Annotated in this window: 21 protein-coding genes and 2 pseudogenes; 7 read left to right on the top strand and 16 right to left on the bottom strand. The window is 35.8% G+C overall.

The genetic code is table 11. From position 1 onward, the window contains the following. Nucleotides 1–271 precede the first annotated feature (271 nt). The 15 genes and pseudogenes from AAHB12_RS28495 to AAHB12_RS28425 all read right to left on the bottom strand — a co-directional run bounded on the left by AAHB12_RS28495 (nucleotide 272) and on the right by AAHB12_RS28425 (nucleotide 16,300). Nucleotides 272–787, bottom strand: coding sequence for a hypothetical protein (locus AAHB12_RS28495; protein ID WP_342048528.1), 516 nt, complete (start codon nucleotides 785–787; stop codon nucleotides 272–274). Between the two features lie 577 nt (nucleotides 788–1,364). Next, nucleotides 1,365–2,222, bottom strand: a complete 858-nt coding sequence (locus tag AAHB12_RS28490) for a class II fructose-bisphosphate aldolase (RefSeq protein ID WP_342048527.1) — start codon at nucleotides 2,220–2,222, stop codon at nucleotides 1,365–1,367. A gap of 191 nt (nucleotides 2,223–2,413) precedes the next feature. Beyond that, nucleotides 2,414–2,869, bottom strand: coding sequence for a ribose 5-phosphate isomerase B (gene rpiB / locus AAHB12_RS28485; protein ID WP_342048526.1), 456 nt, complete (start codon nucleotides 2,867–2,869; stop codon nucleotides 2,414–2,416). 22 nt (nucleotides 2,870–2,891) lie between these two features. Further along, the gene (pfkA, locus tag AAHB12_RS28480; protein WP_342048525.1) at nucleotides 2,892–3,848 is read right to left on the bottom strand and encodes a 6-phosphofructokinase; all 957 of its coding nucleotides are present in this window, start codon (nucleotides 3,846–3,848) and stop codon (nucleotides 2,892–2,894) included. Nucleotides 3,849–3,965: 117 nt separating this feature from the next. Next, nucleotides 3,966–5,297 (bottom strand): MFS transporter, encoded by a 1,332-nt coding sequence (locus AAHB12_RS28475; RefSeq protein WP_342048524.1) that lies wholly within the window; start codon nucleotides 5,295–5,297, stop codon nucleotides 3,966–3,968. A gap of 796 nt (nucleotides 5,298–6,093) precedes the next feature. Beyond that, the gene (locus AAHB12_RS28470; RefSeq protein WP_342048523.1) at nucleotides 6,094–7,425 is read right to left on the bottom strand and encodes an MFS transporter; all 1,332 of its coding nucleotides are present in this window, start codon (nucleotides 7,423–7,425) and stop codon (nucleotides 6,094–6,096) included. 653 nt (nucleotides 7,426–8,078) lie between these two features. Next, a complete protein-coding gene (locus AAHB12_RS28465) occupies nucleotides 8,079–8,792 on the bottom strand; it encodes a FadR/GntR family transcriptional regulator (protein WP_446715629.1) in 714 nt (237 codons plus the stop codon). A gap of 231 nt (nucleotides 8,793–9,023) precedes the next feature. Further along, nucleotides 9,024–9,782: an SDR family NAD(P)-dependent oxidoreductase gene (locus AAHB12_RS28460; RefSeq protein WP_342048522.1), complete on the bottom strand. Its 759-nt coding sequence runs from the start codon at nucleotides 9,780–9,782 to the stop codon at nucleotides 9,024–9,026. Between the two features lie 32 nt (nucleotides 9,783–9,814). Beyond that, on the bottom strand, nucleotides 9,815–10,765 hold the full coding sequence (locus AAHB12_RS28455) for a transketolase family protein (RefSeq protein ID WP_342048521.1): 951 nt from the start codon (nucleotides 10,763–10,765) through the stop codon (nucleotides 9,815–9,817). Then, complete coding sequence (locus AAHB12_RS28450; RefSeq protein WP_342048520.1) at nucleotides 10,765–11,607, bottom strand: transketolase; 843 nt, start codon at nucleotides 11,605–11,607, stop codon at nucleotides 10,765–10,767. The genes AAHB12_RS28455 and AAHB12_RS28450 overlap by 1 nt, the downstream gene beginning before the upstream one ends. A 414-nt stretch (nucleotides 11,608–12,021) precedes the next feature. Beyond that, nucleotides 12,022–12,276: pseudogene (locus tag AAHB12_RS28445) on the bottom strand (DDE-type integrase/transposase/recombinase); the annotation flags it as partial. Between the two features lie 469 nt (nucleotides 12,277–12,745). After that, on the bottom strand, nucleotides 12,746–13,045 hold the full coding sequence (locus AAHB12_RS28440) for a hypothetical protein (protein ID WP_342048519.1): 300 nt from the start codon (nucleotides 13,043–13,045) through the stop codon (nucleotides 12,746–12,748). Then, nucleotides 13,018–13,961, bottom strand: a pseudogene (locus AAHB12_RS28435) (AAA family ATPase); the annotation flags it as partial. The pseudogene AAHB12_RS28435 and the gene AAHB12_RS28440, both read right to left, overlap by 28 nt. 657 nt (nucleotides 13,962–14,618) lie before the next feature. After that, nucleotides 14,619–14,966 (bottom strand): hypothetical protein, encoded by a 348-nt coding sequence (locus AAHB12_RS28430; RefSeq protein WP_342048518.1) that lies wholly within the window; start codon nucleotides 14,964–14,966, stop codon nucleotides 14,619–14,621. A gap of 401 nt (nucleotides 14,967–15,367) precedes the next feature. Next, nucleotides 15,368–16,300: a phytanoyl-CoA dioxygenase family protein gene (locus AAHB12_RS28425; RefSeq protein ID WP_342048517.1), complete on the bottom strand. Its 933-nt coding sequence runs from the start codon at nucleotides 16,298–16,300 to the stop codon at nucleotides 15,368–15,370. Between the two features lie 1,329 nt (nucleotides 16,301–17,629). Between AAHB12_RS28425 and yhfH (AAHB12_RS28415) the strand changes: the two genes are divergently transcribed. The 4 genes from yhfH (AAHB12_RS28415) to yhfH (AAHB12_RS28400) are packed head-to-tail and all read left to right on the top strand — an operon-like array spanning nucleotide 17,630 to nucleotide 18,244. Further along, nucleotides 17,630–17,767 carry a protein YhfH gene (gene yhfH, locus AAHB12_RS28415; RefSeq protein ID WP_342048516.1) on the top strand — a complete coding sequence of 46 codons (138 nt, stop codon included), beginning with the start codon at nucleotides 17,630–17,632 and terminating at the stop codon, nucleotides 17,765–17,767. 25 nt (nucleotides 17,768–17,792) lie between these two features. Then, a complete protein-coding gene (yhfH, locus tag AAHB12_RS28410) occupies nucleotides 17,793–17,936 on the top strand; it encodes a protein YhfH (RefSeq protein ID WP_342048515.1) in 144 nt (47 codons plus the stop codon). Nucleotides 17,937–17,955: 19 nt separating this feature from the next. Beyond that, nucleotides 17,956–18,099: a protein YhfH gene (gene yhfH, locus AAHB12_RS28405; protein WP_342048514.1), complete on the top strand. Its 144-nt coding sequence runs from the start codon at nucleotides 17,956–17,958 to the stop codon at nucleotides 18,097–18,099. A gap of 16 nt (nucleotides 18,100–18,115) precedes the next feature. Further along, complete coding sequence (yhfH, locus tag AAHB12_RS28400; protein ID WP_342048513.1) at nucleotides 18,116–18,244, top strand: protein YhfH; 129 nt, start codon at nucleotides 18,116–18,118, stop codon at nucleotides 18,242–18,244. 763 nt (nucleotides 18,245–19,007) lie between these two features. Here the strand turns inward: yhfH (AAHB12_RS28400) and AAHB12_RS28395 are convergent. Further along, a complete protein-coding gene (locus tag AAHB12_RS28395) occupies nucleotides 19,008–19,664 on the bottom strand; it encodes an HAD family hydrolase (RefSeq protein ID WP_342048512.1) in 657 nt (218 codons plus the stop codon). Nucleotides 19,665–20,247: 583 nt separating this feature from the next. Here AAHB12_RS28395 and AAHB12_RS28390 point away from each other — a divergent pair. From AAHB12_RS28390 to AAHB12_RS28380, 3 genes are all read left to right on the top strand, one after another. After that, entirely contained in the window at nucleotides 20,248–20,523 is a 276-nt protein-coding gene (locus AAHB12_RS28390; RefSeq protein WP_342048511.1) for a hypothetical protein, read from the top strand. Between the two features lie 334 nt (nucleotides 20,524–20,857). Beyond that, entirely contained in the window at nucleotides 20,858–22,111 is a 1,254-nt protein-coding gene (locus AAHB12_RS28385; protein ID WP_342048510.1) for an MFS transporter, read from the top strand. Nucleotides 22,112–22,389: 278 nt separating this feature from the next. After that, a complete protein-coding gene (locus AAHB12_RS28380; protein WP_342048509.1) occupies nucleotides 22,390–22,647 on the top strand; it encodes a hypothetical protein in 258 nt (85 codons plus the stop codon). Nucleotides 22,648–22,955: the final 308 nt, after the last annotated feature.

The following is a 22,955-nucleotide window of genomic DNA, read 5'->3' as shown; positions in this document are numbered from 1 at the left end:
TGACTTCATTACTAATCTGAGGTTCCTTTTAAACTGTTTTTCCTCACTACAAAACGAAATGTTCCAGATTTGGACCGCATAACGATTGAATGTGTTACCCACATATTGTCTTTATATTCAGCTCATCTTATAAGGATGTCATTCTTTATTAGTAATATAAGAACAGAATAAGGCGTTTTTGAATTTGAGGACAATATAACTTTAATTTGATAGATTTCTAAATACCCAACAAAATAAGGGTAATTTCATTTTTCACCAGGGCTTTGGAACATCAAAATACTGGTAAAACTTTTAATTGAACTGGCTTTTCTACAGGAGCTGATTCAATATTTTCAGTTGTTAATTCAAGTAATTTTTCTAAGAATTTTATCGTTTCTATTTTGTATTGAATGTCTTCTGTTGTGCAAACATCTTCTTTTCTCACCTTTTTTATACGTTCATTTATAGATTCTTTATAACTACTTGTTTTAATAAACCATTCTCCTAAAAGTTTCTTTGTCGATGCTCTCTCATTTTCACTTTTCACTGCAAATAAACTTTTCATCTCGGTTTCTTTTAATGTAATCAAACTAAAATCATGATTCATACAGAGATTAAAATAATTTACTTGACTACAATAATATTTCCCTTCCCTTAAAAGAAAATATTCAATCCCAAACTGAACTTCATAAAATGGACTATCCATGGTTGGAACATGAAGTTCTTTTATTTCAATATTTTCTGCCACATCTAAATAGAGTTCTAAACCATGTACAGTATTAATGACTTTTGCATCTAATAGACTCATACTGCTTTTTTCTCCCTTTGACATTGAAATTATGTTTGATCTACTCTAAAAATTAAAGTTATGTTTAAAAAAGGATTTTGCACCAGAATACTTTATCGTCTACTGGCTTTTGAATCCATCTTTTCTCTGCTTTTCATATATAATGGTACGCCACTGATTATGTATCCACACTAGTGCTTGCCCGAACGTTGAAGATGCAGGATTATCGCCCGTTGACGCTTCCACTCGCCATGGTTCTGATGACCCTATCCACTGTTATAACACCAGATATGAGTTATTTGATTGACTTTATGGCAAACATTTGGACACCCTATTCTCTCGTGTTTGGCCTTTGTATGCCATTGTCTCTTTTCTTGATAGCTGACACTAAATTAAAGTTTTTGGAGAAGCGTAGAAATTGATATTTTCTAGGAGTTACAGCAAGGAATCGAAGATAACCAGTAATTATCTAAAAAGTAAAGAGATCAAAAGGTCCTGTTTCTTATAATTTTTTTCGTAATCCATCTACAAACAAGATAAAGGTAACTACAAGATGAACTTTCTATCCCCTTTAGTTACCTTATTTTTTTCTAATTCATTACGCTTTGTTTGAGGAACCAAATTCACGCATTTTTCCAATAACGGTTTCTTTAATCGCCTCACGGCCTGGACCAATAAATTTGCGTGGATCGTATACTTCTGAATCTGTATTTAATATCGCTCGTGCTGCTTTCGTAAATGCAATTTGATTCTCTGTATTTACATTAATTTTTGCTGTTCCTAATGAGATTGATTTTTGAATTTGATTGGTTGGAATGCCCGTACCACCGTGTAAAACCAAAGGTAAACCAGTTGCTTTGCAAATTTGCTCCATTTCCGTAAATCCTAAATTTGGCTCACCTTTATAAGGACCATGAACAGAACCTAACGCAGGCGCAAGACAATCAATGCCAGTACGCGCTACTAACAGCTCACATTCCTTTGGATCTGCGTAGATAACTCCCTCTGCAACTACATCATCCTCTTGTCCGCCAACAGTACCTAGCTCCGCTTCTACAGATACACCACGTTCATGGGCGTAATTCACTACCTTTTTAGTTGTTTCCACATTTTCTTCAAATGGATGGTGAGAAGCATCAATCATCACCGATGTAAAACCAGCGTCAATGGCTGCTCTACATTTTTCAAAACTAGATCCATGGTCCAAATGGATAGCTACAGGAACAGTGATACCCATTTCCTCGATAAGAGCTTCCACCATAGCTGTTACTACCTTAAAACCACCCATATAGCGAGCAGCCCCTTCTGAAACACCAAGGATTACTGGTGATTTTTCCTCTTCAGCGGCAGATAAAATCGCTTGTGTCCATTCCAAGTTATTGATATTGAATTGCCCAACCGCATAGCCCTCTGCTAACGCCTTCTTTAACATTTCTTTCATTGAAACTAAAGCCATATAAATATCCTCCTTAATAAATAGACCCTAACTTTTATGTCCTATAAGAGTCTATATGTAACTAAATCATCTACATACGAACTCTCATAGATTATCTATCTTATTACCTTCTTGTTTGTTATCGAGTTAATGATTTCACAAATCATTGTCCATCTTCCCTTCGCGGGATCAATCATAGTTCAACACATTAATCACTTTACCAATTCATTAGTCGTTTCATATACTGTTATTTTATTGACACGATTTTCATGTCTGCCGCCTTCAAAAGGTGTTGTTAGCCATATTTTTGCGATATCACGGGCTAATCCCGGACCAATCACACGCTCTCCCATAGCTAATATGTTTGTATTATTATGTTCTCTCGTTGCCTTAGCACTAAACGTATCATGCACAAGCGCACAACGAATTCCTTTCACTTTATTGGCTGCAATGCTCATCCCAATACCTGTCCCGCAGATTAAAATCCCTCGATTTACTTCACCGCTTTCTACCTTTTCAGCGACTGGAAGGGCATAATCCGGATAATCAACAGAGGTATCACACTCACATCCTAAATCTACATACTCTATATTCATCTCCTCCATTAATGAGATGATTTCCTTACGAATATTCATACCCCCATGATCAGATGCAATCGCCACTTTCATGTTTCTTCCTCCTCATGTATTTCTAGTGTAAAAGTGTTTCTAATAATCTATATTGATCCTGCTTATCGGTTCTTTTGGCATTCACATTTTCAAGTTCTTCATGGATCACTTTATTCTCTTTCATGCCAACAGCCCGGCCTGAATATCCATTTACCAGCAATTCGACTGCCGTAATGCCCAGCTTACTTGCTAATACCCGATCAAATGCTGATGGTTGTCCTCCTCTTTGGATAAAACCTAACACTGTAGTTCTTACACTAAGGTTCAACTTTTCTTCAATGTATTGTTGTAATTGCTGCAGATCATACATTCTTTCGGTCACGATGATGAGGTTATCATGTTTTCCGTTACTTATTCTTGCATGCAGCTTTGAACATATAGTAGCAAAATCTAACTTTCTCTCTGGAGTAGATATGATTTCTCCTCCACCTGCTAAGGCTGAATATAAGGCCAAGTCACCACAATATCTTCCCATCACTTCGACAATAGTCGTTTTATCATGGGAAAAATCAGTATCCTTAATTTTACCAATACAATCCAATACTGTATTTAACGTCGTATCAAACCCAATGGAATAATCTGTATAAGCCAAATCATTATCAATCGTTCCAGGTATACCAACTACTTTCACACCTAGCTCATGTAATCTTTCGGCTCCTTGTAACGACCCTTCCCCACCTATTACAACTAAAGAATGTATACCAAATTTCTCTAAAACCTGAAGAGCTTTTTTTCTTCCCGTTTCCTCCATAAATTCTAAGGATCTAGACGTTTTTAAGATCGTGCCGCCTCTTTCTGCAATATCCTCTACCGCTGAAGAAGTTAAGGGATGAATTTTACCGTCAATTAAACCTTGGTATCCACACTGTATGCCCATTACCTCTAGATGATAGTGATTTGCTGCTTTTACTACAGCCCTGATAGCGGCATTCATTCCCGGGGCATCTCCACCACTTGTTAAGATCCCTAGTTTATTCATGAGCTATACACCTCTTACGTAATTAAGAATTTTAGTAGTTTATGAATAAATTCCAGCAGCCAGAGAAGCATAGCCACTGGAATTTATTTAGGATTAAATCCTATATAATGGTCTTTCTTAACTAGATTTTTTTAGTTTTTCTTCGGTGCTCTGAATTAGAGCCTTCCCTGACTGTTTTACCAAGAAGACAATAATACAAGAACCTATAATCATACTGATGCCCATGAAAATCATACTTGTCGTAAAGGATCCTGTTGTATCCTTAATATATCCCACAACGTAAGGTCCAAAGAATCCACCGAGGTTTCCTATACTGTTAATGAGTGCAATGGCTCCTCCAGCGGCAGCTCCTGTTAAGAAAGAAGGGGGAATTGCCCAAAATGGAGAGTATGCACCAAATGCTCCGCATAGAGCGATAGTTAAAAACACAAATGATAATACAATGCTTGTACTTGCAACATAGCTGCTAATCATCATGGCAATCGCACTTACTGTTAAACATACCGCCACATGCCAACGTCTCTCATTTTTCTTGTCGGAATGGTTCCCAACTAAAATCATCGCTACCATGGCAAAGGCATACATAAGTCCTAGAATCCAGCCCACATCTTGCATACTAAGAGATGTTGCCTCAGCTAAACCTTCAGAAATGGTAGGTAAGAACATGTTAATTCCATAATAGCCAACCATCCAGCAAAAATATCCTACAGATAGGATGAGAACGTCGCGATCCTTTAAAGCCTGCGCGAACGTATAGTGTTTTACTTGTTGTTTTTCAAGATTCTCTTTTGTTATAGCGTCAATTAACCATTGTTTCTCATCCTTGTTCAACCATTTTACTTCTTCAATGGTGTCATCAAGATAGAAATAACAGATAACACCTAAGATGAGAGCCGGAATCGCTTCCAAAATAAACAGCCATTGCCAGCCAGACATATTTAACCATTCAACACCTAGCAAGAAAGTAGAGAGTGGCGCACCCAATGCATTCGCACCTGGTATTGCTAACATGAATCCTCCGATTGCTTTCGCATGATGTTTTGTTTGATAAAAACCACTTAAGTAAAATACCATACATGGATAAAAACTAGCTTCCGCAACCCCTAACAGAAATCGCGCTATATAAAATTGCAGGGGAGTTTGTACGAAAGCCACTCCGACAGCTAGAAGAGCCCATGTAACCATAATCCTACTAATCCATTTTCTTGCACCAACTTTTGTCATCATGGCGCTTCCTGGTACCTCTAAAAGAAAATAACCAATAAAGAAAATTCCTGCTCCCAATCCAAAAACAGCGTTAGAGAAACCCAAATCCTCGTTCATTTGCAGAGCAGCAAATCCAATGTTCACCCTATCTAGTATGGAGATTATAAAACATAGAAATAAAAACGGAATTAATCGTAATGTAACTTTTCTCGTAGTGGAACGTTCTAATGCAAGTTGATTCAAAATAATTCCTCCTGACGCTTTCAAACCTTTCTTTTTTCAAACCTTCATTTCATCGAGGGTTAAGGTAACCCCTTATATTAAACGCTTTCAAAAACACTTTTATTCTGATCCATTTAACAAAACGAAAACTGATGTCAATGGAACCTTCAATAAATTTCTCTCTTATGGTCTCCATTTTTCAAATGATTAAAAACTGTCTATCCACCCTCTTTTTATCTTGTATCCTTTGTAACTTGTCTACTAAGTTAACTTACAATATGAGTATAACTTTACTAGTATTGTTTGTCAATACGATTCTGCGCTTAATACAAATCCTACAAAACATTCATAATTCGTACATCGATACTACAACATAGCATTAAATCCATGAAAAAGAAAAAATTCCCCTCCTTTTTTAGATGGGGAATTTTATTATGTAAGATTATATTTATTTAAGCTTATTTAATGCCCTTCAATTTTCTTAGAGCAATTTCTCCAATACCAATTATATAAGTTTTGCATATGTTTCGTCATGATTTCGACTGCTTCTTGCTCATTGTGATCTGCAATCACTCGAATTCATGATCGATGTTCCTTAAAATTAACATCCCTATAATCCGGTCGAGTTACGTTTAAAGATGAAGTGAGATTGAATTGATACATAAGTGATTTGGAGTAGTGTCATTTGAGATTCTATGTCTCTAAAAAAAAAATCATATTTGCACCAGAATCATTAAGAATTTTGGTAGTTTATGAAGAAATTCCAGCGGCTAGATAAACGTAGCCACTGGAATCTTATTTAAAATTACTTTTTGTATCAGCTAGATTTTTCTAGTTTTTTTTCGCTATCCTGACTTAGGGCCTTTCCTGATTGTTTGACTAAGGCAAGAATAATGAAAGAACCTAGAATCATGCTGCTTCCCATGAAAATCATACTAGTCGTAAAGGATCCTGTTATATCCTTAATGTACCCTACAATGTATGGTCCAAAGAATCCCCCAAGATTTCCAATACTGTTAATGAGTGCAATTGCACCGCCAGCGGCAGCTCCCGTTAAGAAAGAAGGCGGAATTGCCCAAAATGGAGAGTATGCACCAAATGCTCCGCATAAAGCGATAGTCAGAAATACAAACGATAATACAATGCTTGTACTTGCCACATAGCTGCTAATCATCATGGCAATCGCACTTACTATTAAACATACCGCCACATGCCAGCGTCTTTCATTCTTCTTGTCAGAATGGTTCCCAACTAGGAACAACGCTGCCATCGCACACACATACATAAGTCCTAAAATCCAGCCCATATTTTGGGTACTAAGGCCTGTTGTCTCAGATAAGCCTTTCGAAATGGTTGGTAAAAACATGTTGATTCCGTAATAACCTACCATCCAACAGAAATATCCTGCGGATAGTATGAGAACATCACGATCCTTTAAAGCCTGAGCGAATGTGTAGTGTTTTACTTGTTGCTTTTCAAGGTTTTCTTTTGTTGTAACATCAATTAACCATTGTTTCTCATCTTTGTTCAACCACTTTACATCTTCAATCGTGTCATCAAGATAAAAATAACATACAACACCCAAGATAAGTGATGGAATCGCTTCCAAAACAAACAACCATTGCCAGCCTTCCATACCCAACCAGTTAACGCCTAGCAAGAAAGTGGAGAGTGGAGCACCCAATGCATTCGCACCTGGTATCGCTAACATAAATCCTGCAATCGCTTTCGCATGATGTTTCGTTTGATAAAAACCGCTTAAATAAGCGACCATACATGGGTAAAAACTAGCTTCGGCAACCCCTAACAAAAATCGCGCTGTATAAAATTGCATAGGGGTTTTTACGAAAGCCATTGCAACAGCAATAAGAGCCCATGTAACCATGATTCTACTAATCCATTTTCTTGCGCCAATTTTCGTCATCATGGCACTTCCGGGTACTTCTAACAGGAAGTAACCAAGGAAGAAGATCCCTGCCCCAAATCCAAAAACAGCATTAGAGAAACCCAAATCTTCGTTCATTTGCAGAGCAGCAAAGCCAATATTTACCCTATCTAGTATAGCTATTACAAAACATAAAAATAAAAACGGAATTAATCGTAACGTGACTTTTCTCGTAGCGGAACGTTCTAATGCGAGTTGATTCAAAATAACCCCTCCTGACGCGTTTTCATGCCTTCCTTTTTTGCGAGCGTTTACATTAAACGCTTACAAAAAATTAATTCTAAAGTGTTTCGGTAAAATAAAAGATGAGTTCTGCCAATAGAGTTCTCAATGACTGTCATTGTCATAGCCAGCTCTTTCTTGAAATCCTACAATCTTTCTATTTAACCTCCCTCTATTTTTGTATTCTTGTTAACTTGTATACTAAGTTACCTTACAACTTAAGTATAACTTTGCTAATTTTGTTTGTCAACACGAGTATAGAATTATTCTAAATCTTATAGAAAACTCTTGATTCTTAAACTGCCGTCACAGTTTAGTATTGTATTGATAAAAAATAAACTCCCCCTTCATTCTGTAAAATGGAGGAATCGGGAGTTTACATGCCGGTTAAGCTTGTTGAATACTCTTCAAATCAATCAGTGAGGTGAATTTCTCTTGATTTATTAAAGTAGGTATTAAAATAGTTTCGTAGTTTTAGTGAAGGACTCTTATGATATCATGATAATAAATAGTCATTAGGAGAGAGTGTTAACCTAGGACTACAAACACGGTATAATGATTAAAAGGTCTTACCTTATAATACTGCTATCCTTGTAAACGGTACTGTATAGAAGACATCAAACCAGTTACAAAATTTAATCTCTCCAATACCGATCATACAAGTTTTGCATGTGTTTCGTCATGATTTCCACTGCTTCTTCCTCGTTGTGATCTGCAATCGCTTGAATCAGTAGTTGATGCTCTTTAAAGTTAACGTCTCTATAGTCTGGCCGGGTTACGGTGCGATCCCGAATAAATGTCCACATTTCCTGTTGTTTCATTGCATTACTAATAGCCGCCATGATATTAATAAATAAATCATTGCGGGAAGCCTTCGCAATACCACAGTGCAATTTCTCATCTGTTTCTGGCATATATACACCAGCCTTCGTTTCTTCCTCCATCTGTTTGATGGTGGCACGAAGATCCTCTATATTTTCATCTGTAGCCCTTTGCGCTGCAAACTTTACTATAACAGGCTCTATATTCATCCTCACTTCTACAATATCCTCTGGGGATATTGAATCAAAAAAGATGGCTGATTGAGGCTGATCGGATGCAGCCTGGTTGCTTTTCACAAAAACACCTTCGCCTTGACGGGAATAAATCATACCATTCAATTCTAATGCACTGAGGGCCTGACGGATAGGGGCACGGCTTACACCAAATTGTTCACAAAGTTCTCTTTCAGCTGGAAATTTATCACCAATTTGAAATGAACCCGATTGGATTTCCGAAAGAATTTGATTATATATTTGTATATGTAGTTTCTTACTAGATACTGGACTAAAACTAATAATAGTAATCACTTCTCCCCATATTATTTATTATATTTCAAGTAATTATCCATACATAATTAGATGAAAATTCACATAAAAGAGCAGTAAATCTAAGTATTTAAAATTAGTATTGTTTGATGAGAAGATTTCAACAAAAGACCCTAAGTAGACTTAGTTTATCCATCAACTCTTTTTATTCCTTTAATAGTAATATACAGGCATACCGAATCGGGATGCCTGTATATTAAGGTTTTGTATAAATTAGTCCATATGTGAACCGCCGTTAATATCGATTTCTTCACCTGTAATATAAGATGCTTCTTTTGAAGCTAAGAATGCAATCACCGATGCAATTTCTTCCGTTTCCCCTGGTCTTCCCATAGGGATTCCTGCAATCACATTCTTTGCCTGCTCCTCAGGAAGGGACTTCCAAATGTCCGTATTAACAAGTCCAGGTGCTACACAGTTTACTGTGATTCCATCCAGTGCAACCTCACGAGCAAGGTTCTTAGAGAATCCTAATACGGCAGCCTTTGAAGCGGAATAGTGAGGTCCTCCAAATACGCCGCCTCCTCGTTTAGCCGAAACAGAGGAAAGACTAACGATTCTACCATACTTTTGTTTTTTCATCGGTTCTAATACTGCTTGCGTACATAAGAATAATCCAAACATATTGACATTAAATACTTTTGTAATGTCCTCAAGTGTCATATCTTCAACCGTTACTTTTTGTGAAATCCCTGCATTATTGACAAGGATATCAATTCTTCCATATTCTTGAAGAACTTTTTCAACCATAGCTTCATTTGATTCTTTGCTCGTTACATTTAATTCTACGCCTAAAGCTTTTCCACCAGCTTCAGTAATTGCATTTACTGTATCCTGAATTCCATCCATATTCAAATCAGCTACAACAACTGCCGCTCCCTGTTGTGCAAGTGTTAACGCGATTGTACGTCCAATCCCCCTTTTGGAACCACTGCCAGTAACAATCGCTACTTTATCATCTAATCTAAACATATTCTATTTTCTCCCCTTGATTTCTTTATTCTTTACTTCAGCATTTCTTTCGCTGTTTTGACTATATTTTCGATTGTAATTCCATTCATCTCTAACAATTTCTCATACGGAGCAGATTCTCCAAACTTATCTTGCACCCCGATTCTTCTTACAAGCCCTTTGCCTTCTTCTGCTACTACTTCACAAACTGCACTTCCCAAACCATTTAAAATATTGTGGTCTTCAACCGTAATGATTTTGCCAATGTTTAAACATTCAACCACAGCGTCTCGATCTAGCGGTTTAATCGTATGCATATCTAACAGCTTTACAGAAATTCCTTCTTGTTCTAATTGCTTAGCCGCTTCTAAAGCAAGATACACTGTATCACCATTTGCAATAATCGCGATATCTTTGCCGTCTTGAACTTGTTTTGCTTTTCCAATTGTAAATTCTTCATTTTCATCATAGATAAACGGAATTGTATCACGAGTAAAACGAAGGTATACTGGCCCATAGATTTCTGCTGCTTGTGCTACTAATTTTCTAGTAGAATGATAGTCAGCACCCATAATAACAGTCATATTTGGAATCGTTCTTAATACTCCCATATCCTCGATACTTTGATGGCTTCCCCCGTCATTCGCTGGTGTAAGCCCGCCATGAGAACAAGCAATCTTTACGTTTAGGTTCGGATAACAAATTTCTTGTCGGATCTGTTCCGCCATTCGCAATGAACCAAATACTGCGTAAGTGCTTACAAAAGGGATCTTACCCGTTGTTGCAAGTCCTGCAGCTAAGCCAGCACCATTTTGCTCCGCTATCCCAACATTCACATGCTGATTCGGCAATTGTTGTGAAAATGCTGTAGTTTTACATGACTTACCAATATCAATATCCACTACATAAATATTTTTATTCTTTTTGCCCAATTCGACAATTTCATCACCAAAGGCTTCTCTCGTAGCTTTTTTCATTACAACTTTGTCTGCCGTTACGCTCATTATTTTAACCCCCCGGATACTTCTTCTATTGCCTGAGCATACTCCTTATCATTTGGAGCAACACCGTGCCAGTTGACTACATCTTCCATGAAAGATACTCCCTTACCTTTCACCGTGTTACATACGATACACTTCGGCTTTCCATTTTTGGCTTCTCTTACATCGTCTAATGTAGCAACAATCTCTTCCATAGAGTGCCCATCAATTCGTTTCGTTTCAAAGCCAAATGCCGCAAATTTCTTTTCCAAATCTAGATTTGGCATAATTTCTTCTGTTGTACCATCAATTTGCAAGCCATTATCATCAACAAAGACAACTAAATTGTCTAATTGATATTTCACTGCACTTTGCGCCGCTTCCCAAATTTGGCCTTCTTGACATTCGCCGTCTCCTACCATAGCGAAAACCCGATACTCTTTTTCATCTCTTTTGCCTGCTAGTGCCATTCCAACTGCACAAGAAAGTCCCTGTCCTAAAGATCCTGTAGAGATATCAATACCAGGACATTTTTTCATATCAGGATGTCCTTGGAATGGAGATCCATACTGTCTTAACGTGTAAATCGTTTCATACGGTACATACCCTCGTAACGTTAATGCTGCATATTGGATGGGACAAACATGTCCTTTGGATAAAACAAATCGGTCACGGTCTTCCCATTTAGGATTATTAGGATCAATATTCATTTCCCCAAAATAAAGCGCTGCCATTACATCGGCTGCGGATAGAGAACCTCCTGGATGCCCAGATTGTGCCTTATGAATCATTGTAAGCGCTGTCTTTCGAAGCTCAATTGCTTTTTGCTTTAATTCTTCAATATTATTCGCTTTCATATCAGTCACCTCATTAAATTATGACTTGCCATTTTATATTTTAGTTAAAGACTTCTTAGTATTGTTATGTTGTTTACTTGTCTACTAAGTAACCTTATGAATTTAGTATATCATCGTTCTAACATTTGTCAATTCAGTTTTTACTTAAATCCATTTATTAATTGTAAAAAACTCAATTTCTGTCCCTTGAAACGTTTCTCTCTCTTTGGGATTATCACGGAGGGGAGCTTGTGTCATCCAAACGTAATCTTACACTATTTGGAGGTTCAAACCTGGATTATTCATCATTATTTAATAATCTTGCTCTTCCTCTGTTGGCGGTCTCCTTATCAAAGAAATACGAGAAACTCACCGTTTTTCCCTTAAGACCACTCCTTCCCGTGTAGATTTGAATTGTGCTTTTTTAGATACTCTACCTGTGCTTTAAGAGGTTCTGTTGCAAATACAATGAAAGTGTAGACTTTCTTCTGTTGTAAACCCAAACAACTGATGTATAAATTCTTTCTGGTTTTTGACGGACCTCTCCCATAAGAAAACTTGCTTCTTTTGAAGCATATGTATTGCTTCCATACCACTCGATATCTTTTTGGCAGTTCGAGACGATTTCGATCCTATCATGGGATGAGCTCGCTTCTTTATAAAGCCATGGTCTTGCTTAATGATATTACTTAGGTACCTCTATTTTCTTATTTACGTATCTAAAGGCATGTTTTTTGACAGAATGGAAAAATGAATGATAGAGGAACCTCTTTAACTTTTTATGTTTATAATTTAAATTTTAAAAATACGCATGTGAAATTGTTTTGTTAACGAGGTGAATAAAAGAACAATATCCATTTAAAGTTTTAAGAACAGTAATAATACCAATAAATAGTTTAATGTAGATATCATTAATAACATTAATGTTAATATTAATTTTTATGATAATTATATAAATCATTTTCAAACATGGATATTCCCTATTAGTACATAGATGTAACCCTCTCACTGAAACAGTATGAAGGAAAAGAAAAAAATCATTTCTCCTGGTAGAATCATTGAGGATATGTACAGTACAAGGAAGGAATAACTAAGTACCCCAAGCCTTTCTTTCCTCAAACCATCTACTGATATCAACAGAACAGTTAATCTCCAAACAAAAAAGGGCTTATAAAAGCCCCTTCTGCTGCAAATAGTTTTTAACGATTTCATTCACTAATTTAGACTTTCCACCGCGTCCTAATCTTTGAGACTGCTCTTCAATAACATCCCATACTTCAGAATCAAAATAGAGTCCCTTCATAACAGTTGTCAGTTCCTTTGCAGGGATCTCTGCCTGAAGTTTTTCCAACGGGTCAATAGAATTAGCACTATTGTTAACATTATAATTAATATATTGTGTATGTAACAGCGGAGAATTCGCAACTCTCGCAAATCCACTTAAACCCTTGCCTTTTTGTCTTGCCATTGTTTCTCAATCTCCTCTACTAATTCAAAATAGTTCTGCACAATTGGATCCCTTGACTTACTAAGAGTAGCAGGAAGTCCTTTGCTCTTAATTTCATCCGCAAATCGAACGGATCTAGGGATAACCGTATTGAATAATTTCCAGCCCATTTGTCGGCATAAAAAACGGCACTCTTGTAAAATGGTTGTATACAGATTTGTTCTTGTATCAACTAATGTTGCTAGGATACCCAAGATTTTAATATCCGGGTTTGTATCCTTCTTCATAGTAGCGATAGCATCCATCATTTTTACCAAGGAGCGTTGCGAATACGGCTCTGGCTGAAATGGAATAATAACATAGTCCACGAATGAAAGAATATTCCCTTGCGTTAATGCGAGAGTCGGAGGACTATCCACCAGGATGATATCATACTCGTTTCGGAGATGATTTACAGCATTTTTCAATAACAAAAAGTACTGCTCTTTTGTGAATCGTTTGTCAGTTAATACGTCAAATTCAAAGAATGTAAAGTCATCATTAGCTGGAAGAACATCAACATTCTCATGCACATTCACAATGGCAACTTCTGCAGCTAGTCCCCATCTACAAGCACATCATAAGTTGTATATTCAAAACTGTCCGGATTCTGCCCAAACGATAAAATGCTATTCCCCTGGTTATCCATATCAATAATTAATACCCGTTTTCCTTGGGATGCCCAAGCTCCAGCTGTATTCACTGTTGCTGAACTTTTTAAAACGACATACTGACCGTTATAACTTACAAAGGTTGGGATATCTAATTCTTTGCGCAGATCTTCAAACATAAATGGTGCACGCCCTATTGCAATGGCTACTTCATACCCTTTCTCCTTTAACGCTTGAATGGCCTGTTTTGTAGATACAAGTAGCCGTTTATCATGATCAAGAAGTGTTCATATCAAAAAAATAATTTTTTGTGTCATTTTACCATCTCATGTTGGTTATTTATAGGAAGTTACCATTTTTTAGTTATGCTACTGTGCTCAAGAAATTGGTTTATTAACTAAGTTATATCTATAGAGTGACTTAAAAAGGAACTTTCAATCCATTTTAGTTGGCTTGTTAGTTATAGATTTTTAGCGGTTTAACAAATCTTCGGAAGAATCCCCCTTCTTCAAGCCTGTATACAACGAAGCCCAGGGGTAAGAAGGTACCATTCACTTAATTAAACATTTAATATTTTGATTATTTTGATTAAGCTATAACAAATGCAAAAGTCTAGGTGAATTGTCTGGAAGATAAAGGGGATAAGTTAATGTGCAGATAGCAAAGGATGAGCCTGAATAACATGATCGCAGGGCTTATCTAATCGTATTTTCAAGTATAAAGAGGTGCACCTTAAGGATTACAGAAGTCCTAGAGAAGTTCAAAAAGAGTTGATAAACTATCTAGGGGTTCTACAACCATGAACGATCATACGAAGCTTTAAATCATTGTATTATGATCCATTCTCATAAGATTAACTTATCTAATTGTTTATCACACTCTGATTAGAAATATCTCTATGTTTAGTCAATTAATACGTATTATGACGATGTTCATCTATGCACTTACTCAAATATAATGCGTGTTTCAAATTTATTAACAGTTGTATTAACAGATTTTGGTGCAACGGCTAATCTTTTTATATCTTGTAGTACCATAACCGGAATCGGAAAAAAACTAGGTTTACCTGTAGAAGTAATAATTCGCTTCCATTCAATTTTACCTTGAACCTCGACCTTCTCCCCAACAGTCCCAGAAATATCTGATTCTTCGCTTAGAATTGGAATAATCTTAAGTTTATCTTCTCCTATTAAAACCTCATGTTCAACTTCAATAAAAGAGATGCAATTAAATTTCTTGTGTCCGTAATTCGGATAAGATCTTGTTTTGAATATCTCACCACAGATTCTCATTATAAATTCCTCCTGCTCGAGTTTGTTAAATGCTCACTATAATTAGATAAACAAGTAACTTTTCGACTTTTTGTTAATATGACAACTAAGAGCCTTGCTATAAGACCTACATGTTTAATATAGTTAAGTGATTTATACATTAATCCGAATGAAGAGTAGCTTCTTGTATGTCAATTTGCTTTGCTAATGTTGTCGCTGTATCCATTGCCGGCTTTAGAGCGTTTTAACTTGATAACTTCTATACAACAAGTGCATGGGTTGGAAGAGGCTTTTCCTAATAACCATGTTTTCATCAGAACTAATATAAGGAGAGCCATTTGCAAATAGCTCTCCTTATTCATTACATGGCTTAATATTTTTCTGGCTACTTGCCCATGAAACAGTATATGTGGAATTCTACTTTACCATTTTTTAAGTCCTAACAGCTTTTCACCTAGTTCAGTCAGTTCAGCGCGTTCGTATTTTTCTTGTTCCCAATTTCGAGGATCTCCTGGGAAAGCAGCACCTTCTGGAATCAATCTCTCGCTCCATTGCTTAATTCTCCATTCCTTTAGTTCCTCATTGTCTTCCTGTGCTGGGAACATAGAAATGTATTGGTGAATATTTGCAGTATCTGATACATTTTTACGTAAACCATGCGGCTGCATAACATGGAATATTAATAAGTCACCTGCATTCAGCGTTACTGGAGTTGGTGTAAAGCCCGTATAATCTGGATGGTACGGATCGCGATCTGCTGGTTGCGTTTTTACCCACTCATCAAAGTTTCTATATAACTCAGGAATCACGCTCAATCCACCATTTTCTACATCTGTATCTGTTAAGAACAGAATCCCTTGTACATTCACTGGTAGTGGATCTAATGAAGTGTTGCCGTCCCAATGGATAAACCCTTCAAATTCGAAACCGGGTTTATTTGGGAAGCTTAGATTACATCTGTCAATTGTTGTCCATAATTTCTCTGTTCCCCAAATATCTACAAATGCATCGTATACTTTTTGGTAGGAACGATTATCCCAGAAGTATTGATGGTTATATAGCTCTACCATTCCAGCTCCTTGAAGCTCTGGCATTGTATGTTCACGTCGTGGAGCTGTGTACCAAGTGGAAGGATCATTAGAGTCCTTTTCTTCAAACTCCCAAATGAGATTCACTGTTCGATCAATATATTCTTTCGGAACAACGTTACGAACGACTACATATCCGTTTTCTTTCCAAAATTTAAATTCCTCTTCCGTTAATACTCGTAATGGCTCGTTATTTGGGCGTTCATTTAATGGCTGCGTAATTTTTAATGCATCGTGATTACCTTGATTTTTTACAGCTTTATTCATGTGAAGTCCTCTCCTTATGCATTTAATTTTTTACTCGTTAAAGCGGTTATAACCTTGTGAAAACAGCATATTTTATGGAACGCATTTCAGGTCAAGAGTGTTTTTTTGAAAACACAAGAAAATTTGGATATAAAAATCGACCTTGGTGAAAATTGCAAATCCCATTAAAATATAAACAAAAAAAGACAAATAAATAATCAATGAAATTTGTGATACAACTTTTTCTCATGAACATGCCTAATCGTTATTGAAATCATGAGGTAAAATGCAGGTAATCCCTTAGTAATGTGTGTGGAGGAAACATCCATTGGATAATGTGCTAGCGGGTTGTGATTGTGACCAACTTATGTTTGATATTTATGTAATTATTCTATACTTCTTTTATTGATTTCCTTGGTGTATATGGTGAAGCGTCTAGGATAGAAGTATATAATGCGTCTAAGTGTTCGATACGATCTGAATTTAACCAACAGAATAAGTAAGGAATCACAGATATGATAGAAATGGGAGAGTTTTCATGAGAAGAAATAAAATCCGGTTTATAATTATGTTTATATAATATATTTAGGGCCAGAAGCAAAATTAATGATATAACTATTGGAATCATAACTTAATGTCGTTTTTCACAGAATTCATCTTGTTAAAGTAGTCCTGTTTCATTATATGCATTATTTTTACTCCAAAGATAATCTGTTTGGACTATAGTACAGAAAAAGTCATTCTTTCTATAAAACAATGACTTTATCCCCATTTAAACGAAATTTCAGCCACGCATCTTTTTTAGCAATAGTATCATTCTGTCCAATATTGATAATTTCCCCCAGAAGAATACCTATACCAAAATCCTGTAATACATATAAAAAATATAGATATGAACGCCCATATTCTTTTGCAATGTACTTAATAATTCTAATTTCCCACTGTCTTTCTATATGAATTTAAGTGACGAATTAATTTTTTAAAAAAACACTTGATATGAAAGGCGTTCCATAAAATATGCTGTTTTCACAAGGTGATCATCAAAAATTTTCAAGTTAATCACAATGGAAATGATGATAACCTTATCCCTAACAAGATTTACAAGGAGGCGAAACTATAACAAAAGCAGATAAAGTAATTCTGATTTATAAAAGATGTAAATTATAAACATTATTTAACTTTCTAGAAAAAGAAAACGCTTTATGTTCCTAAAGATAACTGATTTTACCAGGGGAAAATGTACAAAGTGCGGCAAGGAGATGGAAGAACAACATAAATGCTAGATCAATGAGTGTATTAAGTGTTCAAAAATGAACGAGACGAACCAAGCTTAAGAACGGGGGTAAGGATATGTTGATGAAAATGACTGAGTTCTTTAAAAATTTACCTGCTAAAAAATGTTCAAAGTGCGGCAAGGAAATGGAAGAACAACATGAGTGCTATGTTAATGAGTGTACTAAATGTTCAAAAATGAACGAGACAAACTAAGCTTAAGAAACGGGAGGTAAGGAATATGTTGATGAAAATGACTGAGTTCTTTAAAAATTTACCTGCTAAAAAATGTTCAAAGTGCGGCAAGGAAATGGAAGAACAACATGAGTGCTATGTTAATGAGTGTACTAAATGTTCAAAAATGAACGAGACAAACCAAGCTTAAGAAGCGGGAGGTAAGGAATATGCTGATGAAAATGACTGAGTTCTTTAAAAATTTACCTGCTAAAAAATGTTCAAAGTGCGGCAAGGAAATAGAAGAACAACATGAATGCTATGTTAATGAGTGTACTAAATGTTCAAAAATGAACGAGACAAACCAAGCTTAAGAACGGGGGTAAGGATATGTTGATGAAAATGACTGAGTTCTTTAAAAATTTACCTGCTAAAAAATGTTCAAAGTGCGGCAAGGAAATGGAAGAACAACATGAATGCTATGTTAATGAGTGTACTAAATGTTCAAAAATTGCTTAGATATAGTTGGACAATGATTTAATACAAAAAATTGAGAATGTATTATCAACGGAAAACTAATATAAAAGCAAATGAGGGGACTCTTAAAATAATGAATGAAGGAATATTATGTAAGTGACCTTGTGGATCTCCAAGATAGTAAACAAGGTCACTTATTGTTATACTGCATTCACTTTTGAAGATTTATTTTCACATATTTCCCAAAGCACTATATTTCTTTTTTCTAAGCTTAACTTCGTAATAATCCGCTACTCAAAATAACACAAAACGTTTCATGGGTTATTTTAGGAATTATTTCTCCTACATAAGACACCCTTTATTTCACTGGCTTAAACAAGTGCATGCCTACTTGTTCAGTTGCTTTGTGATAGAGCCTCCCCATGGACCTTTTGGCTCCACATAAATCTTACCAAAATGTATACAGCGGTGCAGTCAAACCTTTGTAGTTCGAGTGAAGTAATTTCTTTTGCCCCTTTTTGGTAATATTCCCATTTGTCTGTTTTGTCTTGGAGGACTGAACACGATTTCCCTTACTTTTGATGCGTGGCACTTCGTTTTTTCAAAAGGAAGTCCCAACTTCAAAACATAACTTTTGTACGATAATACAATTTTTTAGAATAGAACATCTTACTGTTCTTAAGCCAAAACAAAAAAACACTCCTTGTTTTGGGACTAGTTGGTATCAGATTGCTCAAGAAAAAGTGAATTTTATTTCTGTTTTGTTTATTCAAGATAGTTTTATAAAATTTTTATTGAATTCACACTAACTTTGAAGAACCTGGATAAGTTTTTCAAGGTTTATTTCTTCCATTGAAGTAAGACGATGTTCTACTTCACAAAACTTCAAGTTTTGTGTCACTTTATTTGGGATAATAACACATTTCAAGCCTGCTTTTTTTGCTGCCAAGGCCCCATTTGCAGAATCTTCAAAAGCTAAACATTCTTCAGGCTTTAAGCCAAGGCCTTTTGCAGCTTCTAAATATAAAGTTGGATCGGGTTTGACTCTTTCTACATCGTCAGCAGTTTTAATACATTCAAATTTTTTAAATAATCCTAAATTATTCAAATGGGTGGAGACCCATTGTAAATTAGAACTTGAAGCTAATCCTACTTTCAAACCTAATGATTTTGCAGTTTCTATATATTCTTCAACACCTGGTCGAGCTTTTTCAGAAGCTAGCCTCTCAGTAAATCGCTTAATTTTAATTTTCTTCAAATCGTCATGATCAAATTGCTTTTTTGTTTGCTCTTCTAAATAGCTAAAAGGATTAAAATCAGAAATCGTACCAATTATTTCTCCCCACATATCTAATGGGAGCTCACTATTGTTTTCTTGAAAAATCTCCTGTAAAACTTCATATTCATGTGTTTCCGTATCAAGAATTAATCCATCAAAATCAAATATAACTCCTTTAATCATCTAAACATACTCCTCTCCATAATTCCATTATTTTACTTGTTAAAATATGACACATCATATTGAAATGTAGGATCAAGCCCATCAAGATTAGATGATACATCTTAACCTATATTACCTATATTTTACTTTTCTTACAATATAATAGATTCAGTGATTATGTACACTATATTCCTGATCAGTTAATACAAATTTTTATTATCGATAGTCAATCTCTCTGTCACAAATGTAGGAATGACAAGGGATAGCACTTCTTTCCCCTGTCTTGTGGTATACAGAATTTCATACAACAAAATAAATACTAACATTACAATCCCTCTTCCTACTTGTTTGAATCTATCGTAAATGATGAAAGTCGTTGAACATTTTACTTTATACTCAATGATTTACACGCTTATTTATGTGTATTAACAATGAAAAGAAAAGTAATACATTGAAAATGTCTGGACGATATATCCAAAATTTCACTTAATAAAATTTTAGAAAATACCCATTGACTTGGAACGCGTTCCATAAAATAAGCTATTCCCACAGAGATAATAGCTGTAAGCAAAAACTGCTATCATTGCATAAGGGGTGAGAATATATGGAAGAAAAAAGTGTATTTTTTGATTTAGATAGAACGAAAATTGCTAAGAGACACGAAGTTCCAGATACAAAAATGACGGATGATTTTGTAATCGTTTCCTACACTGAAGATATGATCTTAAATAACCTAATGGGTGTGGGATGTTCTAAAGGGGCATCGAGAGCACAGAGACTAAATAATGAAAAGGTAAGTAAAAACGCTCAAACTTGTAAAAAAGGATGTAAAGGTTGCAAAATGAGGCTGAAAAAAGAAACATTCGACATAGTCAGCTGAAGATTTAATAATAAGTATTAATCAAAAATATTGAGTTTGGAATAAGGACCTAAAATATATAAACAGCTCAATGGTCGAGCAACTCTGTATATTAGTTCAGCTAAGCAAAGTTAACATGAAAGTTCTTTGATTTTAGTGAAAGTAGAACTTCTACAGATGCAATCCGACCCTTTCGATGGAACTTGGTTGTTCAAAGGATGAACGTCAATCTTTCTTTGAATCCATTTCTAATTAACGTAATAGATAAATTAAAATCTTTTTTCGCATAAGTTACATTTTATTTTTTGAATGTCACAAATATCAATATTTAATTTTACCAATAGGAGTGAAAAACATGCAACGTAATGTATTAATCATCCCACGTCTCTCAGCCATGATGTTCCTGCAGTATTTTGTCTTGGGCACATGGTTTGCTACTTTAGGTTATATCCTGAGTCAGCATGGGCTATCGTCTATTATTGGAACTGCATACTCGATAGGTGGTATTGCTGCTTTGATTTCTCCACTTTTCCTAGGTATGATTACGGATCGATTCTTTCCGTCTCAAAAAGTGTTAGGGATTGTGAACATTGTAGGAGCAATCGTGTTATGGTTTCTTCCAGCACAAGTCTATGCAGGTAATGGAACAGCCTTTTTATGGCTTATGTTTTTGTATATGTTGTGTTTTAATCCCACGTATTCCTTAACGAATAATGTAAGCTTCCATAATGTAAAAGATTCTATGAAAAGTTTCCCAATCATCCGTGTGTGCGGAACGGTAGGGTTTATCGTTGCAGGTGTGTTAATTGGAAGTCTTGGTTATTCAGGAAGTCCAGTCTCTATCCAAATTGGCGCTGTTGTATCTGTTATCCTTGGAGTATACTGCTTTACATTACCGAATACCCCAGCACCGGCTAAAGGGAAACCGTTTTCAATGCGTGACTTCCTTTGCCTGGATGCATTGAGCTTATTAAAAAATCGTTACTATTTAGTGTTTATCATCTGTACGGTTTTACTTTTTATTGACCATGCATCGTATATCTCTTTTGCTTCCGTATTTCTTGGTGATGCGGGAATAGAGAATGTTTCATCTGTTTTGACGATTGGCCAAGTGTCTGAAATTGTATTCATGCTGTTAATACCTGTAGCTTTCCGTTTTTTGGGTTTCAAATACATGTTCCTCATTGGAATGATTGCGTGGGTAATGCGCATGTCGTTGTTTGCCTTCGCTGAACCTTCAACAATCACAGTATTTATGTATATCGCTATCGCTTTACATGGATTATGTTGGGACTTTTTCTTTGTATCCGGGTATATCTATACGGATACAATGGCAACGGCAAAAATCAAGAGTCAAGCACAAGGGTTATTAATCATGTTTACCCAAGGGATTGGCATGTTTGTTGGATCGTTTATCGCAGGAAATCTGTTTAATCAAACGGTCACAAAACAAGGAGCAGCTTCTCTTCCACAATGGAAAATTTTCTGGATGTATCCTGCAGCAATTGCGCTAGTAGTTGCGGTAGTCTTCTTTTTCTTCTTTAAGGATAAAAAGCAATCTTTTGCAAGCAACGAACGTGTTGATGAGCAAGAGCGCTTACGAGCTTAGCAGAGGATAACATTTAAATGTACTGAGCGTTTATAGGGCTGCGGCTATGCTCGAGGATCCCTGAAATAACAGACGAAATGTGAAAGGTTCAAGCTTTTAAAGCCCACTGTCTGAGCTGTGGATATTTACTTTGGGTAACTGCTCAACCTATTGCTGGATGATTTATATTAAGACGTTCATACAGAAACATACGATTGATTTAGATATATACACATGAGCTAAAAAGGTGTTCATTGTACACGATACAGTTATTAAAAGTCAAAAGAGGATAAAGCATTATGTATAAAAAATGGTTAGTGAATGTGGACCTAGATGGTACTACTGTTAAAGTAGTGTTTGTCAATCAAAATGGTGAAATCATTTACAAATGGGAGGTTCCAACAAATAAAAGTCAAGAAGGTAATCATCTGTCAACCGATATAGCTAAAGAGATTGATCAAACATTAGATAAGTTGGGACAAAACAAAAATAGGTTAATCAGTATTGGGGCAGGGACTCCGGGCCTGTTAACTTTAAAAATGGTGTTATTGATGTAGCTGTTAATTTAGAGGGGGAAAACTTCCCCCTTAAAAGATCTTCTTAAAATGGAAACATCTCTACCTGTCGTTGTCGGTAATGATATTAGTGTAATTAGTGGTGCTTAGCTAAAAACATATTGATAAGTAGAGATACGTTTGTACACTCGTTATATATTAAAGACCATCCTTTGTAAAACTGCTAGATAACCTATGTAAAATCAGACGAATGATTTCAATTCGTTGATAAGCAATTGGAATTAAACTGAGTGAAAAGAGATTAATGTAGATGCAACTAAAACAAATGTCTAAACAGAAGCAAATATACT

It is taken from the genome of Bacillus sp. OTU530, assembly GCF_038440375.1.
The sequence above is the reverse complement of the archived record's forward strand: the minus strand, read 5'-3'. Positions and strand labels throughout refer to the sequence as shown.